We start from the raw sequence: 20,024 nt of genomic DNA on the forward strand, positions 1-20,024 counted from the left end.
TCAAGGATCTGTTGTGATAATCTCGATTTCAAGATAAATGTTACAGAAGACTAGAGGGGTTGTCAATTTTTTCAATGACGAGAAAAAAGCGAACTCAAAGATTCGCTTTTTTGGCACGCACTTGTTTTTCTTGTTCTCTTTTTTCAATTTCTTTCCGTATCCATAAAATGAATTCATCATCTAGGTCCAGCTCAACTGCTCTCCTATAAGTAGTTAGCAAGATGCGGAGAGACAGGTGATTTAAATTCATTGAATTTCCCCCTCTACTTTAGGTTAATAGTTCAGTAGATACGGTGGCTACACCAATTATATCTTTGGATTCATTGTAGATTGGCTGCCCGAAAACATCATAAGTCAGAAGCCCGTCTGATAATGGAAAGCTTATCTTTCTCCGTACAGGTCCTTTTGTCCGGAGCACAGCTTTTTTCAATTCGATAAGACCACTTGTTCCTTCGTTCAAATCAAGCTCGTCGTCTCTTTTTCCGATCAATATCTCTGTATTAAAATCAGGATGAGGATTAAACATCCATGTGTAACGCAGTTTCAAATCACAATGTGCAACAACAATCGGGGAATTGGTAAGGGCAATCATAAAAGGCTCACTGATATGTTCAGAGAAGAATATAGAAGTGTTGACGTTTAAGAAATTAGCTATTTGTGAAGCTACAGCCATACTTGGATTCCGGCTTCCGCTTTCGATTTGTGCATAATAGGCACGATCAATATGAGCTCCCGCAGCTACCTGCTGCTGGGTGAGTTTCTTTTCTTTTCTTAGTTGAACAAGCCATTTTCTCATCAATTATCACACCCACTATGTCAAATGTCTTATTTTACTAATTCTAATGGATCATCTAATATCCTTGTGGCACTTTGCAACAATACGAGTCCGTCTTTTTATATTCCCTTATCTTTATAAAAATATACCTTCCTGAACCTCGATTTTACAGTATTTAACACAAGGCTTGTCCGCGATTTTATAGAGAAGCATCTTTTCATTTTTTGAATAACTGATATGATGATTCAAGTTGGTTGATTTTAGACTCTGCTCTTGGAGAAGGTGGGTATATGGTATTGAGTTTTGAGTTGTTAAACGTTATTGCAGTAAGTGCTTTCGCATTTAGTGGGGCTATAGTCGCTCTAAGCGAAAGGTATGATATCTTCGGTACCTTCATATTAGGTATTGCTACGGCATTTGCCGGGGGCATCATTAGAAATATAGCAATGGATGTACCTGTCGTTCATGTATGGGATCAAGGATATTTGTTTTATGTAGCCATCATAACAATAAGTGTTGTTTACGTATTTCCGAAAAACTGGGTAATGTTCTGGGATCGCTGGAATATTTATTTGGATGCCATTGGCTTATCGGCTTTTGCACTGCAAGGAGCAGCTTTTGCGATAAGCAACGGTTTCTCTCTAGGTGGAATCATTTTCTCGGCAATTTTGACAGGTGTCGGAGGGGGAGTAACGAGGGATGTGCTCGCTCAAAGAAGACCGATGGTACTACACCAGGAAATCTATGCAGTCTGGGCTATGGCTGCAGGTCTTATCGTAGGGGCAGGCTTAGTTTCTGTAGACAGTATAGTGCAGACTTACATTTTATTTTTGCTTATTATCATGTGCCGAGTATTGTCTTATCATTTAGGGTGGCATTTACGGTTTCGGGATTTGTATCGTATATAAAAAAGCTTGTTTCCTTTAAGTTGGAAACAAGCCTTTTTTGCATTATTGCCTGAATAAATCTCCCGATAAATAGCGCTCTCCTGTGTCAGGAGCTATAACGACTACTACTTCTCCTGGTTGTTTCTTCTTGGCGACTTCCATGCCGGCATAGCAGGCTGCACCGCAAGAAGTGCCTAATAAAAGACCTTCTTCTCTAGCAAGCCGTCTAGTTATATCATAAGCAACTTCATCTGTTATTTGAAAAATTTCATCATAGACGTCCTGGTTAAGAATCGAAGGGATGAAACCTGGACTTGTACCTACTAGTTTATGTTTTCCGGGCTTGCCTCCTGAAAGCACTGGAGAACCTGCGGGCTCAGCTACATGAATCGTTACATCTTCATATTGTTTTTTGAGTTCTTCGCCCGTTCCAGTTATTGTACCGCCTGTCCCAGCAGTTGCTACAAGGGCGGATAAAGGTTTTCCGAGTTCTTCCATAGCCTCGATGATTTCCGTAGCTGTAGTCGATCGGTGGGCATCAGGATTGGCAGCATTTTCGAATTGCATAGGCATGAATGAATTCTCAATTTCTTCCACAAGCTCCTTAGCTTTGTCGATGGCTCCGGGCATTTTTTCGTCACCGGGAGTCAATACAATTTTTGCACCGAAAGCTTTCAATAGATTGATTCGTTCCTGAGTCATCGTATCCGGCATGACCAAAATCGCTTTATAGCCTCGTGCTGCCGCATTCATTGCAATTCCTATGCCGGTGTTTCCGCTTGTAGGTTCAACGATGGTAGCCCCTTCTTTTAAATGACCATCCTTCTCAGCTTGAACGATCATGTTATAGGCGGCTCTGTCCTTCACACTTCCGCTAGGGTTGTATTTTTCCAGCTTGATATAGATGTCTGCTCCGTTTTCTGGAGAAAGTCGGTTCAATTTAACGAGTGGAGTATCTCCAATCAAATCAGCGATGTTATTTACGACGCGCATGAAGTCACTTCCCTTTTCCTTATTCTTTATTTGATTTTATCACAGCCGCCGTTCTTATATGAAATAGTGCGCTTTTAACTAGGCTCAGATAAGTTTCCGTTCCGTAGAAATGGTAGATTGAAGGTCCGGGAAATCACTCGCTTTACATGGGCGTACGGAGAGCTTCCACGGGCTGACGCCTTGAGGGATCTCACCATTTCCACGTAGCTCAATCAGTCTGGAGGGTCTTCAATGTGAAATTCATCTTCTACAATGGCTTCAGCAAAGCTGAAGGTTCTTTCTGGGAATGAAATTTTGAAAGCCAGCTGATTAGCGTTCAAATTGAACCGGTCGACTTCGATGTCGATATTGCTGTCCGTTTCGATTTGGGTGACAGCCACATAGATATTCTCATCATTTGCATTGACCTTCACCCATTCAGGGAAGTCATAGTTATCGGCGACAAACTCCAATACCTTTTTATTAGGAAGGGGGAGTTGACCTAATGAAATTCTTTCTTGTTCTAAGATAAGGTCCCCATTTTCCTGGACCACTGGATGAAGCTCGACTTTGATTGGAATGGTTTGTTCAAAAGCTCTGATATTACCTGATAATGTAACGTTCCTGTCTATAGAAATCGAATAATCGAATATCGTTTGCGTCGAGATCTCACTCAAGTATTTATTCGCCAGCTGTTCGAGGTTTTCTTTTGTTGAAACGACCGTGAATTCTGCTTCAGTATCCTTTTTCTGTTGATCTACATTGACCAGGGTATAGGAACTAGGTAAAAAAATAAGAGATAATATCCAACCAATGATCACAATATTAATGAACGCCAATATGATAAAAGACGTCCGCCATCGATCTCTCAGAAACAACCGTTTTAACATTAAGCATTCCACCTGTATTATTGCTGTATTTCATTTCTTATATTCTCTAATATGCGTTCAGCCATTCGTTTATAGCCTTTCTCATTGGGGTGGAAGTGGTCTTCCTCCCATAATAGTTCATCCTCATTTTCTTCAAAGACATCATTAATCGGTATGAACGAGGCATTAGGATGTTCTTGCACAACATTCTCACTCACAGAGTTCCATTCGTTCATAATCTGAGTCAATGCAGGAATATTATCGAAATACTGGTTAAAAGGATTATATAGACCTATTAAGTAAATAGAAGCATTAGGATTTAAGCTTTCTACATTTGAAAGAATTTCTTCAAGCTCTTCCCGATACTCTTCGCGGGCTGGGGCGAAATGATCGTAACTTAAACTCGTGAAGTTATTTTCTATAACTTCGACGACATTGTTGGCTCCGATCGTAATGAGGACGAGGTCGGCTTCCCGGATGGCTGAAGACATTTCAGCGGATTCCATACGGTCCAACAGCTGATCGGTACGATCTCCACGTTTTCCGAAATTGTCGATCGTGAAGTCAGCCGCCTCATCATTTTCGTTGATTGTATCTTCTAGTATTCCTACATAACCTCCGTTATCAGTCCCATCTCCTACACCTTGTGTAAGAGAATCCCCTATAGATACCACCCGTAAATCTTCTCTGACAAAGAGGTTGCGGGCACTATCGAGAACGCTGGAGAAAACCTCTCGAAGACCTTCACTGACTGAGCCTTCCTCTTCTAATTCCAAATTTTCTTCTTCAAGCACATCGTCGGGAGAGTCTTCCTCGGTATTTTCTTGTACTGGTTCATTAATTTCTTCGGTATCGACAGTAGCGTTCGGGTTCTGTTCTGTGACAGGATCGTAAATGAAGGTCACTACAATTAAGGTTAAAAAAATCAAGGAGAAAAGAAAGAGTAACAGCCATTTAAATTTATTCAATAAGATCACACCTGTGGTTTAATGAGTTATGATATAGTATATGGAAATTTTGACAATACGCAATAAAAACAGTTGCCAGGTGCTGTTTAAGACCCGGCAGTAAGTAAAGATCGTTTAACCTATATTATAACACTTATAGCTATAAAATAGACGTTCGAAACGAATCTTCAAGAGATGACGGTTCTGGTCGAATAGAATGCAGGGAGGTGCAGTCATGGCTGAGAAAATGAGTATTTCTGTACGTGAGCTGATGGAATATGTTCATAGAGGAGGAAGCATAGATAACCGTTTCCGATCCAGCACGTCCTTAACGGAAGGAACGGCCATTCATCAAGCAGTACAAAAGGAATATGGTGTAGAAGACGAGCGTGAAGTCCATCTGGCATGGGAGTATGAATTCGATGATATCACTTTGAAGATTCATGGGCGCTGTGACGGTCTGTTAGATTCATCCAGGGGGCCCATCATAGATGAGATCAAATCGACTTCTCTAATGCTGGAGGATATTTCTGAAGAAAGCTTTCCTGTTTATTGGGCGCAAGCCAAGGGGTATGCATTTATTTTTGTTATGCAGCAGGAGCTGGAGGAAATCCAGGTGCAGCTCACGTATGTGCAGAAGCAGTCTAAGGAAAAGAAACGGTTTTTACTTACGTTCACTAAAGAAGAATTAAATATTTTCATGAAAGAATCCGTGAATGAATATTTATCATACGCAAAAATCTTATTACACATACGGGAACAAAAGGAAGCATCGATACCGGACTTATCCTTTCCGTTTTCCTCTTACCGGAAAGGGCAGCGTAAGCTTGCAGGTGCTGTGTATCAAACGATTCAAGAAAAAAGAAATCTCTATGCGCAAGCCCCTACCGGAATAGGGAAAACCATCTCTACTCTTTTTCCTGCCATCAAAGCTATGGAACGTGGAGAGCAAGAGCGTATCTTCTACTTGACAGCTAAGACGGTCACGAGACAAACGGCGGAAGAAGGTTTGAAACTGATGGAAGGCAGCGGCTTGTCTTTACGTTCTGTAACTTTAACGGCTAAAGATAAGATTTGCTTCAAAGAAGAAACGATTTGTCAGCCGGACTATTGTGAATTCGCAGATGGGTATTATGACCGGATCAACGGTGCTATTGTCGATGTGATGCATAACAATACACAAATAACAAGGGCTGTAATAGAGAAGTATGCAAGAAAACATCGTATATGCCCTTTTGAGTTCTCTTTGGATTTAACGGACGTAGTTGATGTAGTGATTGGTGATTATAATTATATATTTGATCCGAGAGTATCGTTGAAAAGGCTTCTCCCTGAACATAAGAAAAAAACTTCTTTATTAATTGATGAAGCTCATAATCTCGTGGAAAGAGCCAGGGACATGTATTCATCTACTATTATGAAAAACTCCTATTGGCGTGTGGAAGAGGACTGGGTTGAAGTAAATGAGAAGTTAGCGAACTCCGCTAAAGCGGTAAGGAAAGATTTAGAAGATATTAACATTGAATCTGCTGAAAGTACGATCCCCGATATTCCTGGTTCTTTGGAAGAGAATCTGGAAAAATTCATTGAGCGAGCAGAGGCAGAGTTGAAGAACGAGCACGAAGGTGAGAATGGGGAATATTTACTCGATTGCTACTTTTCAACTCAGAATTTCATAAAGATTTTAAGTATAGTAGATGATCATTATGAATTCATTGTTACGAAAAGTGCTTCGGATCGAATGCTGAAGCTCTATTGCCTCGATCCCTCGTCAGTTTTGCAGAAAGTGACGGAAACGTTCAGATCGAGTGTTTATTTTTCAGCTACATTATCCCCATTCGCTTACTATAAGGACATGCTGGGAGGAGAAGAGAATGATTATATCTTGAAACTTCCTTCCCCTTATCAATCTGAGCAAATGGAGGTCATTATCGCTCCGTTATCTACTCGTTATAAAAGCAGAGAACAAACTGCAGAAAAGCTCGCGCAGCTTTTGTATCATCAAGTACAAAAGCAAAAAGGGAATCATCTGTTCTTTTTCCCCTCTTATCAGTACATGAATATGGTTTACCATCATTTTCAAAACTATGGAAATATTGAATCAGTGCAGCAGGAGTTTGGAATGACAGAAGAAAGAAGAGAGGATTTCTTAGCGCAATTCATTACAGGAGGCCGGCTGGCAGGGTTTGCCGTGCTTGGTGGCGTATTTTCAGAAGGTGTAGATTTAAGGGGAGATCGATTGAATGGTGTGGCCGTTGTAGGGATAGGGCTGGCGCCTAGAAGTTTTGAAAAAGAACTCATCAAATCTTATTTTACAAAAATAGGGAAGCCTGGTTATGATTATGCGTATGTTTTTCCGGGGATGAATAAAGTGCTTCAGGCTGGTGGAAGATTAATACGGTCAGAAGAAGATCATGGAATCATTCAACTGATCGATGATCGCTTTCTTCAGTCAAAATACCTTAAATTATTGCCTGAAGAGTGGAGAAACTACAGTATTTCCCGTTAGGAGGGAAATACACTTAAAAAAGATCATTTCCTGGGAAATAATAAAATATTTTGTCGTATTTATACTACTGTTCGAAGCGCTGTTCCTAAGTATTTTAGGAGAGCGCTTCTTTTGTTTTGAAGGAAAATTACTATATTAGAAAGTTTTAACACATACGATTCGGGTTATGTTTAATCATACGATCTAAATGATCAAAATGAATTAGGAGGTTAGCCTATGTCGGAGAGAAAAGTGAAAAATCGCTGGTTAATTGCGCTCGGGGCGGTCGGTATACATATTTCGATTGGTTCTGTGTACGCTTGGAGTAATTTCACCGGTCCTCTAGGAGAAGAGTTTGGCTGGTCATCTCAGCAAGTTCAGCTAACATTCAGTATTGCCATTTTATTCTTAGGTTTATCAGCTGCATTTTTAGGCTGGTTTTAGAAAAGTATGGTCCTAGAGTTGCAGGGATTACTGCCGCTGTCTTTTTCGGTGTAGGAGTATTCGGCTCAGGTTTTGCCATTCAATTGGAATCATTATGGGCGTTATACTTTTTTTATGGAGTATTAGGAGGAATTGGCTTAGGAGTAGGCTATATAGCTCCGGTGTCTACACTCGTCAAGTGGTTCCCGGACCGCAGGGGCCTTGCGACGGGAATGGCCATTATGGGATTTGGTTTTGCCGCGGCCATAGCTAGTCCTGTCATGGATTGGCTGATTAGTTCAACTGGTATAGCTATGACTTTCTTTATTCTAGGTGCAAGTTATTTCGCTATAATGATATTATCTTCTTTATACTTATCGAGGCCCCCTGAAGGCTGGACGCCAAAAGGGTATAACCCAGAAGGAAATAATGACGTAGAGTCTCAAGATTTAGCAAATTTACGTGCTAAAGAAGCGGTGAAAACGAAGCGTTTCTATTACTTATGGATTATGTTGTTTATAAATATTACGTGCGGCATTGCCGTAATTTCTGCAGCGAAGCCGCTTGCGGAGAATAGTGTAGGAATGAGTACGGCTGCTGCAGCGACACTTGTAGGAATCATGGGAGTATTCAATGGACTCGGACGTATAGGGTGGGCTTCTGCTTCCGATTACATCGGGCGATCAAATACGTATATTATCTTTTTTGCTTTACAGATTCCTTTATTCATTTTATTGCCTATGACTAGTTCAGTCGCTCTTTTTGTCATATTTTTCGGGGTGATTTACACATGTTATGGGGGAGGATTTGCTACTCTTCCTGCTTTTATAGGGGACTTATTCGGTACAAAGGAGCTTGGTGCGATACACGGTTATATTTTGACGGCCTGGGCAGCTGCAGGGCTTGCCGGGCCTCAATTTGCCGCGATCATGAATGATGTAACCGGAAGTTATTCAAGCAGTCTCATTTACTTTTCCGGTTTGTTTGCCATCGCTCTTGTCGTATCTATCCTGACTAAAGTGGATGTTAGGAAAAAACAATCAGCTATGAAAAAGGCACAAGCCAGTTGATTTAAGTTGAATAAATAGTTGTTAGACTCTAGAACGGGTCTGAACCAACTGGACTGTATGGTCGAAAAGAAAGCTGTTCCTTCCCTTAAGGTGCAGCTTTCTTTTTGCAGGCGGTTTAAAACTTGATAAACTATTAATAACTTGTAAAAAAGTGGGTGATTTCCATATTGAAAATATTTGGATTTTTAATGCTGGTTTTTATGACAGCCGCTTGTCAGCCTGGAGAGGAACAACGAGATAACGGGGTGGATCAGAGTCGAGACTTCACTGAGGTGGCAGTTGACTTAGAGTCTCCCTGGGATATTGAACAGGACGGAGAAAATTTTTTTATAAGTGAGCGTGAAGGGACGATTGCGCTTGTGAAAGACGGGCAAGTTGAAAGACAAACTGTCGAGACAGAAAGGGAAATTACCCAGGTTGGGGAAGGCGGGCTGCTTGGCCTGAAGCTTCAACCTGATTTTTCGTCGAATCAACAGGCGTATGCTTATCATACTTATGAGGATGGCGGAAGGATAATGAACCGAGTCATAGTTCTGAAATATGAAGGAGACGGATGGATTGAGCAAGAGGCTGTGCTGGAAGAGATACCTGGCAGTAATTTTCATAATGGAGGTAGGATAGACATTGGACCGGATGAAAAGCTGTATTTTACGACAGGGGATGCACAGGAGGAAAGTTTAGCTCAGGATCAAAACAGTTTAGCCGGGAAGATCTTAAGATTAGAGCAGGATGGCGGGATACCTGAGGACAATCCTGAGGAAGAATCCTACGTCTATAGTTACGGTCATAGAAATCCTCAAGGGATCGCGTGGAATAATGAAGGGGAGATGTTCGCTTCTGAGCATGGACCGACCAACCACGATGAAATTAACCTAATAGAGCCCGGTCAAAATTATGGCTGGCCTGACATTGTTGGCGATGACTCAAAAGAAGGGATGCAGCAGCCGATTTTTCAAACTGGAAATAACACGTGGGCACCTTCAGGAATCACTGTTTATGAAGATTCCATATTTGTAGCCGCTTTGACGGGTCGAGCTATTTATTCTCTTAATATGGATGGGCAAAATTCAGAAACGGAAGCTGAAGGGTTCGGGCGTGTTAGAGATGTTGTGGAAGTGGGTGGTTCTCTTTATTTTATTACGAACAATACGGATGGTCGTGGAAATCCAGAGGAGCAAGATGATCAGCTCATCAGGTTCCAGCCATAATACAAAAACGCCGGAGGATGACCGGCGTTTTTGTTTATTCTTCTGATATGAATTTGCCGTGAACGAAGGCCATAATTGCGAAACAGACGAAGGCGATGAGCATTATGGTACCGCCGACAATAAAAAAGATTATATTGAGCGTTTCGATGCCTTCGATAGGTTGTGTATTATAAAGCCACATTCCTGTAGTCAGCCCAAAGACTCCGATAAAAGAGCTCCATACATGAAAGGAGGCCAGTTTAGATGTTTTCGGAATAGAAAATACTTTATAAAAAATCGCAAAAGCGAAAAGGGATAACCAGCCGACGACTAGAATATGAGCGTGCACGGCACTAAGCTGGTAGCCTCCGCCCCCAGCCATGTGGGACCCCATAAATGAACCGATTAATGCGTAAATAGCTGATACCCGTACAAAAAATCTCGTTCGATCCAAAGAAATAACCCCCAAATATAGTTCATCTCCCGCTATTATACAAAAACATTGGTTTAAAAGAAATACAAGAACCGGCTTACATTCCTTTGGAAAGAATAGAATTTTCCTATATGATGAAGGTAATCATGGTTAAATGAATAGGAGAGATATTATGGAACAACGTTTGAATATACTTTCTACATACTTGAAAAAGCAGGACATAGAGGTTGCCTTTTTAAATTCTCCGGAGAACTTTTTCTACTTGACCGGATTTTTGACAGACCCGCATGAGCGGCTGTTAGGTTTGTTAGTATTCCAGGAGCATCATCCCATTGCAGTCCTTCCGAAAATGGAGGAGGAGCAGCTCAGGGATTCAGGATGGTCCTATGACGTGATTGGTTACTCAGATCATGAAGACCCCTGGACTCTTATTGGTGATAAATTAAATGAAATCAATATAAAACACGTGCATAAAGCAGGAATTGAAAAGCAGGTGCTTTCTTATGGCCGCAGTGAATCTTTCTTAAACCTCTTCTCAGGAGCATCAGTGGCAGACTTGGAAGCACAGCTGAACGACATGCGTGTAGTCAAAGACCCGCAAGAAATAGAGTATATTCGTGGAGCTGCACAATTAGCTGATTATGGTGTTCAAGCCGGGTTAGAAGCTTTAAAAGAAGGAGTTACAGAAATGGAGGTGCTGGCTTCCATTGAGTATGAACTTAAGAAAAAAGGTGTAAGCGCCATGTCTTTTTCCACAATGGTTCTATTCGGTGAAAAATCAGGCCATCCCCACGGAAATCCTGGCGACCGGAAACTTAAGAAGGGAGACTTTGTCCTCTTTGACTTAGGGGTCGTTTGGAAAGGGTACACGTCAGATATTACTAGAACGTTTGCTTATCAGGCGATTACTGATGAACAGCAGGCTATTTATGAAACGGTCAAACAGGCTCTGGAAGCTTCTTTAGCCATAAGTAAGCCAGGTACACGGATCGGTGACCTTGATTCAGCAGCCAGAGATGTTATCACAAAAGCAGGATACGGTCATTTATTTCCACATCGAATTGGTCATGGTCTAGGAATCAACGTTCACGAGTTCCCATCAATGAGTCATTTAAATGATGGAGTGTTAAAAGAAGGAATGACTTATACGATTGAACCGGGCATTTATGACCCGAATATCGGCGGGGTCAGAATTGAAGACGACGTGCTCGTTACAGAAAGCGGCTGTGAAACACTCACAAAAACACCTACAAAACTTAACATCGTCCAGTAAGGAGGGAAGGTCTGAAATCAGAACGGCTGATTTCAGGCCTTTTTTTGTTGAAAGCATGTTCCTCACAAGTTGGACATGCTTATACGCCTCTAGACCTACTCTAAAATATATCTCAGGCTCATTACGGAAAATCTACAATCTCGATATGATGGAATCAGGAAATAGATAAGGAGGGAAACATGAAATGAAGAAATTTTTGCTTTTTGTAGCGGCTCTCATTGCCCTTGCAGTTCTTCTAGCGAATTTAGGGCCGATGATTTTGCTTGGAGTCAGCGTCTGGCTGCTTTATGTAGTATTTAAACAATTTACTAAAAGCGAATCAACTGCCGGAAAGATTGGATGGGTCATCCTCGGTTTGATTATCTTAAGCGTGGCAGTATCGAATATTTATGCCGTTGTCGGACTGGCTGCAGCTTACGCAATTTATTGGATCTATAAAAACTGGACAAGTACTAAAGCGGAAGATTCACAAGTGCAATCAAATGATCCGTTCACTAATTTTGAAAAACAATGGGCAGAATTGAACAAATAATAAAGGAGAGTTTAACATGGCTAACTTATTTACACGATTAAAAGATTCAATTTCAGCGGATTTCCATGAAGCATTGGATCAAAAAGAACAGAAAAACCCGATAGCAATGCTGAATCAATACTTGCGGGAAAGTGAAAAAGAAACAGATAAAGTTCGTAAGCTTGTAGAACGCCAATATCGCTTGAAAGATGAATTTGCCCGTGAATATCAGAAATCTGAGGACATGGCTGAAAAACGCAGACATCAAGCAGAGATAGCTCAGCAAGCGGGTGAAGATTCAATGTATGAATTCGCTGTAAAAGAACAGCAGGAATATGAGTCACGAGCTGAAAGGTTGAAGGCTTCCCGCCTTGAATCTATCGAACAGCTGGAAACATTGGAAAGAAAATATGAAGAAATGAAGCATAAATTGAAGGATATGCACCTGAAGCGTATGGAGTTAATGGGACGAGAAAATATAGCAAGAGCCCACCGCCGTATGGATCAAGTGATCGAAGATACAGCGGACAAGCCATATTCAAAATTTGCGGAGATCGATAGGTATATTGAAGACTTGGAATACAAAGTAAATAGTTCATATTACCGCAATACGTTCGACAGTAAAGTGGCGCAGCTTGAGAAGGATATGAAGAAGGAAGAGAAGGTTACGACCCCGTAATAAAAAGTGGTATGATAAAAGGCGCAGTGAAGTCTGCGCTTTTTATCATAGTTTCTGTTAAATCACAGAAATGAGAGTGTTGGGGATAGCTGTTATATCAATGAGAATCATTAGAATCGTTTAATATAGCTTTTACATATAGATGATACACTTAGTATCACTAAAAGAGAGAAAGCACCTTAGAAAGGGGGAGCATCTTATGTTTAAGAGAATGTCTACAGATACAGTAAATATTATTTTACTCATAGGTGCTGCCCTCCTCGTGCTGGAAGTTGCTTTTTTTAATGGTGGTTTGATATTTTCCGTAATTTTTTCCACTGTGCTCCTTTACTTTGGGTGGAAAAATTATAAAAAATTAATATGGAAAATTGTATTCTGGATCGGGGCTGTCAGTTTATTTGTTACGGTCATTAACATGATGGCTGTTCGCTTTCTTATCATCGCTGTGCTTGTGCTTCTGCTCCGGCATTATTATCGCTCAAAAAATGAACCAGAACGAATAGAGCCGGTATTCTATGAAGATATTCCTGAGGCAGAGCTTGATCCTATTATAAAGCAGAAGTTCTTCGGTGATGAATCTACTCCTGAAAGATCGTATAAATGGCGGGATATCAATGTCCAAGGTGGATTTGGAGATCGGGTAGTCGACTTGAGCAATACTGTACTGCCACAGGATGAAGCTGTGATTTCAATCCGGCATTTCATTGGGGACGTCAATATCTATGTTCCTTACGAAGTGGAGGTTTCCATTCAACATAGCGCTATCTTTGGCCGTGCAGCCATTTTCCAGTTCAGAAATAGAAAACTGGTGAACCAAGTCATCGACTACAAGACTCCAGATTACGCGGTGAAAAAGCCGCGGGTGAAAATCATCACCTCCATTTTGTCTGGTGATCTTGAGGTGAAGCGCATATGAGCAGGTGGCAAAAGCAAATCGCAGTCCACGTACTTTTAATTATTGTCCTTGCTTTACTTTTGATTACAGTTACGTTCTTTGCTTTTCCTTTGCAGGACTGGTCAGATCTGTGGACGATTAAAGTTCTTGATTTACCCTATATCATTTTTGTGTTGGTGATGAGTGTAAGTGCGGGAGTAATTCTGGGCGGGGGTCAAGCGTGGTTTGATTCCCGGAAATTCCATTATATCGAACATCAGCTGGATGCGATTACGAAAGGAAATTCGGTGTTGAACGAAACCGAATCGAGAAAAGAATTTTCGCTCATTGAAGAGAAAATGAAGCAAATTGAAGACAAATTTTCTGAGCAGGCTGAAACCGCTCAGCGCCTTGCAACCGAGAGAGCCAAAGAACGTGAAAAAAGTCTTCAAGAGGTAGTTATTCAAGAGAGGAACCGTCTCGCCAGGGAATTACATGATTCAGTGAGTCAACAGTTGTTTGCAGCTTCAATGCTCATGTCTGCTATTAATGAAAATAAGTCTATAGAAGAGAATGGAGATTTGAAACATCAACTGGCTATGGTTGAAAATATGATCCATCAATCCCAATTGGAAATGCGGGCTCTATTATTGCATTTGAGACCTGTAGCACTGAAAGGGAAGTCCTTATCAGAAGGATCTGAGGAATTACTTGCAGAACTAACTCAGAAGGTTCCGATGCAAGTGGATTGGACTGTTGAGCCATTGACCCTCGATAAAGGAATTGAAGATCAGCTGTTCAGAATTTTACAAGAGGCCGTATCCAATACATTAAGACATGCCAAAGCCGAGTCACTCCAGGTTATGCTGATCAGGAGAGACGGGTATATCATCCTAAGGATTGTTGATGATGGAATCGGTTTTGATGTGGAAGAAGCGAAAGCCAGCTCTTACGGTATGCAAAATATGAAGGAACGAGCCATCGAAATTGGAGGCACGCTTAAAGTAGTAAGTTTAGAAGGCGAAGGAACGAGACTTGAAGTGAAAGTTCCGATTTTATTGAAAGGGGGCGGGCATAATGATTAAAGTACTGTTCGCTGATGATCATGAAATGGTTCGTATCGGGGTATCCGCTTATTTATCTTCTCAAAATGATATTGACGTAATTGCTGAAGCAAATGATGGGGGAGAGGCTGTGGACTTGGCTTTGTCGTATCGGCCGGATATCATCCTGATGGATCTTGTCATGAAGAAAATGGATGGGATCGAAGCGACGAGACAGATTATTGAGCGATGGCCAGAAGCTAAGATCATTATTGTTACAAGCTTTTTAGATGATGAAAAGGTATACCCGGCACTGGAAGCAGGGGCCACGAGCTATATGCTGAAAACATCAAAAGCTGAAGAGATCGCCCGAGCGATCAGGCAGACGTATGATGGCCAGTCGATTCTGGAGCCTGAAGTTACCGGAAAGATTATGAATAAAATGAGGACAGGGTCTGATGCGCCTCTTCACGACCAGTTAACTGCACGCGAGAAGGAAATTTTATTGCTGATGACGGAAGGGAAAACGAATCAGGAGATTTCTGATGAACTTTTCATTGCATTGAAAACAGTGAAAGTGCACATAAGTAACATTCTAGGGAAATTAACTGTGCATGATCGGACGCAGGCTGTCATTTATGCGTTCAAACATAATCTTACAAAATAGCCTTTACCTGGCCTCAGGTAAAGGCTATTTGCTCATGAGTACCCAAATAAATGCAAGGATCAATACTAGATAAAATATGAGCAGCTTTTTATAGGCTTTTTTCACAGGACCACCTGCTTTTTTAACGTTTTATTCTATCCTATGCTTCAACAAAGGGTTCAATGATGGTCCGGCTTGATTTGCTCAGTTTGGGGAATAACAACAACTAAGAGGTGAGAGAAATGAAATGGAAAAATCCTTTATTTGAATCTCCGCTCGACTTCGGGGACATATCTAATAGATCTGAAAAAGAAAAATTAGCGGAGGCCGTAAGCTCTAAAGTGAAAGATGGAGATGTCATTGGAGTAGGATCCGGTTCTACAGCCATGCTGGCCATTAAGGCTATTGGTGAAAAAGTGAACCGGGAAAAGCTGCAAGTAAAAGCTGTCCCGACATCTAAAGAAGCTGCATTCACATGTACCTATTATGGCATCCCTGTTTCCTCATTGACGGAAGTCAAGCCTGATTGGGGGTTTGATGGAGCTGATGAAGTGGACAGTGATAAAAGACTAATCAAGGGGCGCGGAGGCGCAATGTTCATGGAAAAGCTTGTCATAGCAAGCTCACCTAAGACGTATATCCTTGTTGATCAAAGTAAATTTGTTACGAGACTGGGAGAAAAAGCTGAAGTTCCAATAGAAGTGGACCCGAGGGCGATCCATCTCGTTGAAGAGCAATTGATCGAACATTGTGAACCGGCTTATGTACATTTGCGCAAGGCCGCTGCTAAAGATGGCCCTGTCATTACAGAAGCGGGAAATGTAATCTTGGATGTAAGACTCCCAGACATTCCTCATACTATGGAGAAACAACTAAAATCTTTTCCAGGAGTTGTAGAAACGGGCCTCTTCATTGGTTATTCCGTGGAAATTTTATATTTATGAGCCCATTTATCCAATAATCATTGGTATGTTCTCATACTTTTTCTATAATAGAAGTATATCCTTCCATCACAAAGGGGAATCACTATGGGACTTCCAGTCAATTTAACGTACGAAGATGAACGATATCCTCATATCATTCTGACTCCAATCGGAAAAAAGAACAAATCGATTCGATCAATCGGACATAAGTTTGAACGCGGTGTTCTTTCTAGATTGAATGAAGCAGTCGGCACGTATGTTAATGAAAAAAAGATGGATTTAAAGAATTTACACTTGTTTTTGAATATAAAGGGGCAGACTGTGCTGCCAGTTTCGTTTCTTAAAGATGAGACGCTTCATCCTTATTTCATCAGACCTGAATTTTTTCTTTGGAACAGTGTTTCTAAAGAACATGGGCTGCCCTTGAAAGATGAATATCTATATGAAACCGACTTCACGCGACTATCGTCTGAACAGCTCGAATATCACGTTCGTGAAGTGATCGATGATTATATGTTTATAGCGGACATCAGTTCAGAGGAAAGAGAAGAGTGGCTCGCAAGGATCGTCCACTCCTTTCATGCTCATCCTATCGTGTTACTTGCTCACGAAAAGAAAAACGTCATTCAGGCTGTAGAAACCATGAACCAATCGGCGCTTTTATCCGTCCTTAAATATCCAGAGGATGTATCCTTTTGGAGGCACCGGGTAGAGATTGTCATGCGTCCCTTCCGCGCTTTACCTGATCAATGGCTGAATAGTCGAAGTACAACTTGTCCTCACCAAAAAGATTTGCAGTTTCACTCCGGTCAAAAGAAAATTTGTTGTTACTGTGAGGTATGTGATTATCAACTATTTTACTTCACTGATCATGATAAAGTGCTGCTCGAAGAAGAATTCGACCCTGTAAAAGCTGGAAAAAGAATAAAGACGATTCATCAACAATTTAACGACATAGCCGATAAGAATACTGATTTACTTTATCAGCTGCGGCAATTAACATTTTTAAAGGAAAAACTCATTCCTTATCGTAACAAGTTGGACGAAGCTTTACAGATTGCTCACTTGATCAAACGATATAAACATGATGAGCCATTCGTCACGAGTGATACGATACTGGATATGTATGAAAAATTGAACCATTCTAATCTGCCTATTGAGTCTTTTGAGTCCAATCTCATCTGGCTTGCTCATATTAAGCTGGCCGACGTCTCTATGGTGAAGCAGGTGGAAGAATGGGTGGACAATATACCAGAAGATATGGATCTTGCACTGGACCAGCTTTTACAAGAACTAAATGAGAGGCTCAGTCAAGTCGTTTATCAGGAAGATGATATTATCATCACGATTAAAGATCGATCACTTGATTATGCATCCGTCCAGCAAATGCTTGATCTGATCCATTATTATGGCACAGATTATCCCGCACATACGCTTGTACAAGTTCTTGCGGGAAAATCGACCAATAAACTCCGCAGGCTTCATCTTCATGAAACACGCTGGTTTGGTCTTTTGTCAGACTGGCCGGAAAAATATATCCAGCGATTATTTAAGCAGCTGGAGAACCAGGGCTGGCTGATGAAGCAAAGCAAAGGATATTCAATCAGTCAATTCGCGGAAGAAGTGATGTAGCAAAAAGGAAGGGAGTCTTCAACAGCTCCCTTTCTACATAAAGACACTATAGAACGTATGGGAGGTACAATTTATGAAATCGATTTTCCATTTAGCACTCGAAGAAAAATTTCATCAGCTGCACCCCGAACTACAAAAGAAATTCGGAATTACAAGTCAACAAAATATTATGGTCCTCGGCCAAGGGAGAATGACAGAAATAAGGGGTACTCCTCTTATGTTACGCCCTTTCTTGAATATCGGCGCAAAAGACCACGTCATATTTGGGGAAAGAGGGAAAGAGGTGCCGTTCACTCTAGAAAATTATGCATACGAAGACGATCACGGGCGGGAGGCGCTGAGTTATATCCGCCGCTTCTTTTTCCCATATGCGATTCGTGGGTTTGACGCAGCGATGTATTACGATGAACAAGAACAAGCCATAGTAGACTGTTTAGGTAAATCTTCTTTATTATCTACCGTCATGGATGTAGATGTGACGAAAGAGGGAGGGCTGCTCATGCATTCTCGTAAGACTAAGATATTGGATTCTTTATCGATTAATGGGCCGCAAACCTCTTTATATGAGCACTATGATGAAAAGGAACAGGCTTTTCGAGTTCACGTCCATGTTGAACATCCAATGATCGGAACGGTCTTAATGTATGAAGGGCTTGTTCACACTGAAATCCTGCCGATCACATCGAACCACATTCCTGACCGGGGGATACTGACTTAAAAAGAGGTGAACCATATTGAAAGAAGATGGATCAAAAGGGAACGAACATGTTCATACGGATTTTCGAGAGAAGATGACTTATGGAGAATATTTGAAACTGGACCCTCTTCTCTCTTCACAGCACCGGTTATCTGATCATCACGATGAAATGCTTTTTATCATCATTCACCAGGTTAGTGAGCTCTGGATGAAACTCATTCTGCACGAATTACAGGCCTCTGTTCTTTCCATACGAAAAGGTGAAATGCAGGAAGCTTTCAAAATGTTATCGCGAGTCTCTACGATTCAGACTCAGATTATTCACGCGTGGGATGTGCTTTCTACACTGACCCCGGCAGAATATATCCAGTTTCGGGATAAACTCGGTCAAGCATCTGGATTTCAATCCTACCAATATCGGATGGTCGAGTTCGCTCTCGGTTATAAAACCCCGCACGTCATAAAAATTTATGAAAAAGATCGTGAACTACATGAAGAATTAAAACAAGCTTATGAAGCCCCGAGTTTGTACGATGCAGCAATAGAAAAACTCGTCGAAGCAGGTTTTCCAATCAACCCTTCCCTTACGAATAGGGATTATACTGAAATTTATCAATCGGATCCTACTGTGGAACGGGCTTGGGCAGAAGTGTACAAAAACACAGATCAATATTGGAACTTATACCAATTAGCTGAAAAGCTTGTAGATATTGAAGATTCTCTGCAGCAGTGGAGATTCAGGCACATGAAAACAGTAGAAAGAATTATTGGCCATAAAATCGGTACGGGAGGATCTTCGGGGGTAGGGTATTTGAAAAAAGTACTCGACCACCGTTTTTTCCCAGAACTATGGGATGTTCGAACGAAAATATAAAAAATTCGATTGTTTATAACAAACTTATTAATTCCCTATTACATTTGTGTTACACTATGATTTGAAAAGATCATGATTAAAGAGGGAAGAAAATGAATTCATTTAATATATATCTATCACTTCTTAGTGTAGTACTGCTGACGGCCTGCTCATTTATCATTGCGGATGCTAATGATCAAAAAGCCTCGTCATCTCAAAAAAAAGAACCTTATGAAATAACAACCAAAGAAGAAACTGAAAGAATTGAAGAGTACCATGTGTCTATTGATTATCCGCAAACTCCAAACGACCAAATCGATCAGTCGATTATCGACTTTGTGAACCAGAGTAAAGAGAAATTCAAAAAAATCAGTTACAAAGCGCATGAAAAACAAAACAGTGAGGTCACACATGAATTTAGTGTGTCTTATGATGTTCTCTACGAAGATGAACATGTTTTTGTTGTGAAATTCAACCAGTCAATTCTTACAGGTGACAACTCTCCTGTGAATTTTGATTCTGTATTGAATTTTGATAAGTCGAAAGGGAAGCGGCTTGCATTAGAGGACATTTTCACAAAAGATGAGCAGCACGTAAAACATTTGACTGAACTAGTGAATGAAGAATTAAGCGGGCGTGCGGAGCTTTCGGTTGATGCCGAAAATTTCACAAATGTAGCTCTTAAAGGTGATCGTATTGAAATTCACCTCCCTTCAGACTCCGGTGCTGAAGAGGATTTGATAAAAATCTCTAAGATACATCTAGAAGATATGATGAGATCTAAATATGCAGAGGTTCAGAAGTCATGGTTAAAAGAAAAATAACAAAAAAAATCCTGAGAC

General features: G+C 41.0%; 20 protein-coding genes and 1 pseudogene. 15 read left to right on the forward strand and 6 right to left on the reverse strand.

The window, feature by feature from the left end:
* Nucleotides 1–94 precede the first annotated feature (94 nt).
* Nucleotides 95–250: a sporulation histidine kinase inhibitor Sda gene (gene sda / locus LF817_RS06555; RefSeq protein WP_253934982.1), complete on the reverse strand. Its 156-nt coding sequence runs from the start codon at nt 248–250 to the stop codon at nt 95–97.
* Nucleotides 251–268: 18 nt separating this feature from the next.
* The gene (locus LF817_RS06560) at nt 269–796 is read right to left on the reverse strand and encodes a helix-turn-helix domain-containing protein (protein WP_253934983.1); all 528 of its coding nucleotides are present in this window, start codon (nt 794–796) and stop codon (nt 269–271) included.
* A 275-nt stretch (nt 797–1,071) separates the two neighbouring features.
* On the opposite strand from LF817_RS06560, the gene LF817_RS06565 reads away from it, so the two are divergent.
* Complete coding sequence (locus LF817_RS06565; protein WP_253934984.1) at nt 1,072–1,683, forward strand: trimeric intracellular cation channel family protein; 612 nt, start codon at nt 1,072–1,074, stop codon at nt 1,681–1,683.
* Nucleotides 1,684–1,725: 42 nt separating this feature from the next.
* Here LF817_RS06565 and cysK read toward each other — a convergent pair whose 3' ends face one another.
* From cysK to LF817_RS06580, 3 genes are all read right to left on the reverse strand, one after another.
* A complete protein-coding gene (cysK, locus tag LF817_RS06570; protein WP_253934985.1) occupies nt 1,726–2,655 on the reverse strand; it encodes a cysteine synthase A in 930 nt (309 codons plus the stop codon).
* A 212-nt stretch (nt 2,656–2,867) separates the two neighbouring features.
* A complete protein-coding gene (locus tag LF817_RS06575) occupies nt 2,868–3,524 on the reverse strand; it encodes a YpmS family protein (RefSeq protein ID WP_253934986.1) in 657 nt (218 codons plus the stop codon).
* A 17-nt stretch (nt 3,525–3,541) separates the two neighbouring features.
* Nucleotides 3,542–4,471, reverse strand: a complete 930-nt coding sequence (locus LF817_RS06580; protein WP_253934987.1) for a GDSL-type esterase/lipase family protein — start codon at nt 4,469–4,471, stop codon at nt 3,542–3,544.
* 214 nt (nt 4,472–4,685) lie between these two features.
* On the opposite strand from LF817_RS06580, the gene LF817_RS06585 reads away from it, so the two are divergent.
* The 3 genes and pseudogenes from LF817_RS06585 to LF817_RS06595 all read left to right on the forward strand — a co-directional run bounded on the left by LF817_RS06585 (nt 4,686) and on the right by LF817_RS06595 (nt 9,639).
* Nucleotides 4,686–6,959 (forward strand): ATP-dependent DNA helicase, encoded by a 2,274-nt coding sequence (locus LF817_RS06585; protein ID WP_253934988.1) that lies wholly within the window; start codon nt 4,686–4,688, stop codon nt 6,957–6,959.
* A 216-nt stretch (nt 6,960–7,175) separates the two neighbouring features.
* A pseudogene (locus tag LF817_RS06590) lies at nt 7,176–8,431 on the forward strand (L-lactate MFS transporter).
* Nucleotides 8,432–8,598: 167 nt separating this feature from the next.
* The gene (locus tag LF817_RS06595; protein WP_253934989.1) at nt 8,599–9,639 is read left to right on the forward strand and encodes a PQQ-dependent sugar dehydrogenase; all 1,041 of its coding nucleotides are present in this window, start codon (nt 8,599–8,601) and stop codon (nt 9,637–9,639) included.
* 34 nt (nt 9,640–9,673) lie between these two features.
* Here LF817_RS06595 and LF817_RS06600 read toward each other — a convergent pair whose 3' ends face one another.
* Complete coding sequence (locus tag LF817_RS06600) at nt 9,674–10,072, reverse strand: hypothetical protein (RefSeq protein WP_253934990.1); 399 nt, start codon at nt 10,070–10,072, stop codon at nt 9,674–9,676.
* 151 nt (nt 10,073–10,223) lie between these two features.
* On the opposite strand from LF817_RS06600, the gene LF817_RS06605 reads away from it, so the two are divergent.
* The 11 genes from LF817_RS06605 (at nt 10,224) to LF817_RS06655 (ending at nt 20,006) form a co-directional block, all read left to right on the forward strand.
* Nucleotides 10,224–11,324 (forward strand): M24 family metallopeptidase, encoded by a 1,101-nt coding sequence (locus tag LF817_RS06605; RefSeq protein ID WP_253934991.1) that lies wholly within the window; start codon nt 10,224–10,226, stop codon nt 11,322–11,324.
* Nucleotides 11,325–11,508: 184 nt separating this feature from the next.
* Nucleotides 11,509–11,856, forward strand: a complete 348-nt coding sequence (locus LF817_RS06610; protein WP_253934992.1) for a lmo0954 family membrane protein — start codon at nt 11,509–11,511, stop codon at nt 11,854–11,856.
* 16 nt (nt 11,857–11,872) lie between these two features.
* On the forward strand, nt 11,873–12,514 hold the full coding sequence (locus tag LF817_RS06615; protein WP_253934993.1) for a PspA/IM30 family protein: 642 nt from the start codon (nt 11,873–11,875) through the stop codon (nt 12,512–12,514).
* 199 nt (nt 12,515–12,713) lie between these two features.
* Nucleotides 12,714–13,430: a cell wall-active antibiotics response protein LiaF gene (gene liaF, locus LF817_RS06620; protein ID WP_253934994.1), complete on the forward strand. Its 717-nt coding sequence runs from the start codon at nt 12,714–12,716 to the stop codon at nt 13,428–13,430.
* The gene (locus LF817_RS06625) at nt 13,427–14,473 is read left to right on the forward strand and encodes a sensor histidine kinase (RefSeq protein ID WP_253934995.1); all 1,047 of its coding nucleotides are present in this window, start codon (nt 13,427–13,429) and stop codon (nt 14,471–14,473) included. Before liaF ends, LF817_RS06625 begins: the two co-directional genes overlap by 4 nt.
* Nucleotides 14,466–15,098 (forward strand): response regulator transcription factor, encoded by a 633-nt coding sequence (locus LF817_RS06630; protein WP_253934996.1) that lies wholly within the window; start codon nt 14,466–14,468, stop codon nt 15,096–15,098. The genes LF817_RS06625 and LF817_RS06630 overlap by 8 nt, the downstream gene beginning before the upstream one ends.
* Before the next feature lie 221 nt (nt 15,099–15,319).
* Nucleotides 15,320–16,021: a ribose 5-phosphate isomerase A gene (gene rpiA / locus LF817_RS06635; RefSeq protein WP_253934997.1), complete on the forward strand. Its 702-nt coding sequence runs from the start codon at nt 15,320–15,322 to the stop codon at nt 16,019–16,021.
* 84 nt (nt 16,022–16,105) lie between these two features.
* The gene (locus LF817_RS06640) at nt 16,106–17,632 is read left to right on the forward strand and encodes an RQC-minor-2 family DNA-binding protein (RefSeq protein WP_253934998.1); all 1,527 of its coding nucleotides are present in this window, start codon (nt 16,106–16,108) and stop codon (nt 17,630–17,632) included.
* A gap of 73 nt (nt 17,633–17,705) precedes the next feature.
* Entirely contained in the window at nt 17,706–18,350 is a 645-nt protein-coding gene (locus tag LF817_RS06645) for a DUF4166 domain-containing protein (RefSeq protein WP_253934999.1), read from the forward strand.
* 16 nt (nt 18,351–18,366) lie between these two features.
* Nucleotides 18,367–19,203: a tryptophan 2,3-dioxygenase gene (gene kynA, locus LF817_RS06650; RefSeq protein WP_256558206.1), complete on the forward strand. Its 837-nt coding sequence runs from the start codon at nt 18,367–18,369 to the stop codon at nt 19,201–19,203.
* 92 nt (nt 19,204–19,295) lie between these two features.
* Entirely contained in the window at nt 19,296–20,006 is a 711-nt protein-coding gene (locus tag LF817_RS06655) for a hypothetical protein (RefSeq protein WP_253935000.1), read from the forward strand.
* Nucleotides 20,007–20,024 lie beyond the last annotated feature (18 nt).

It is taken from the genome of Halobacillus sp. A1, assembly GCF_024189295.1.
Classification (GTDB): domain Bacteria; phylum Bacillota; class Bacilli; order Bacillales; family Halobacillaceae; genus Halobacillus_A.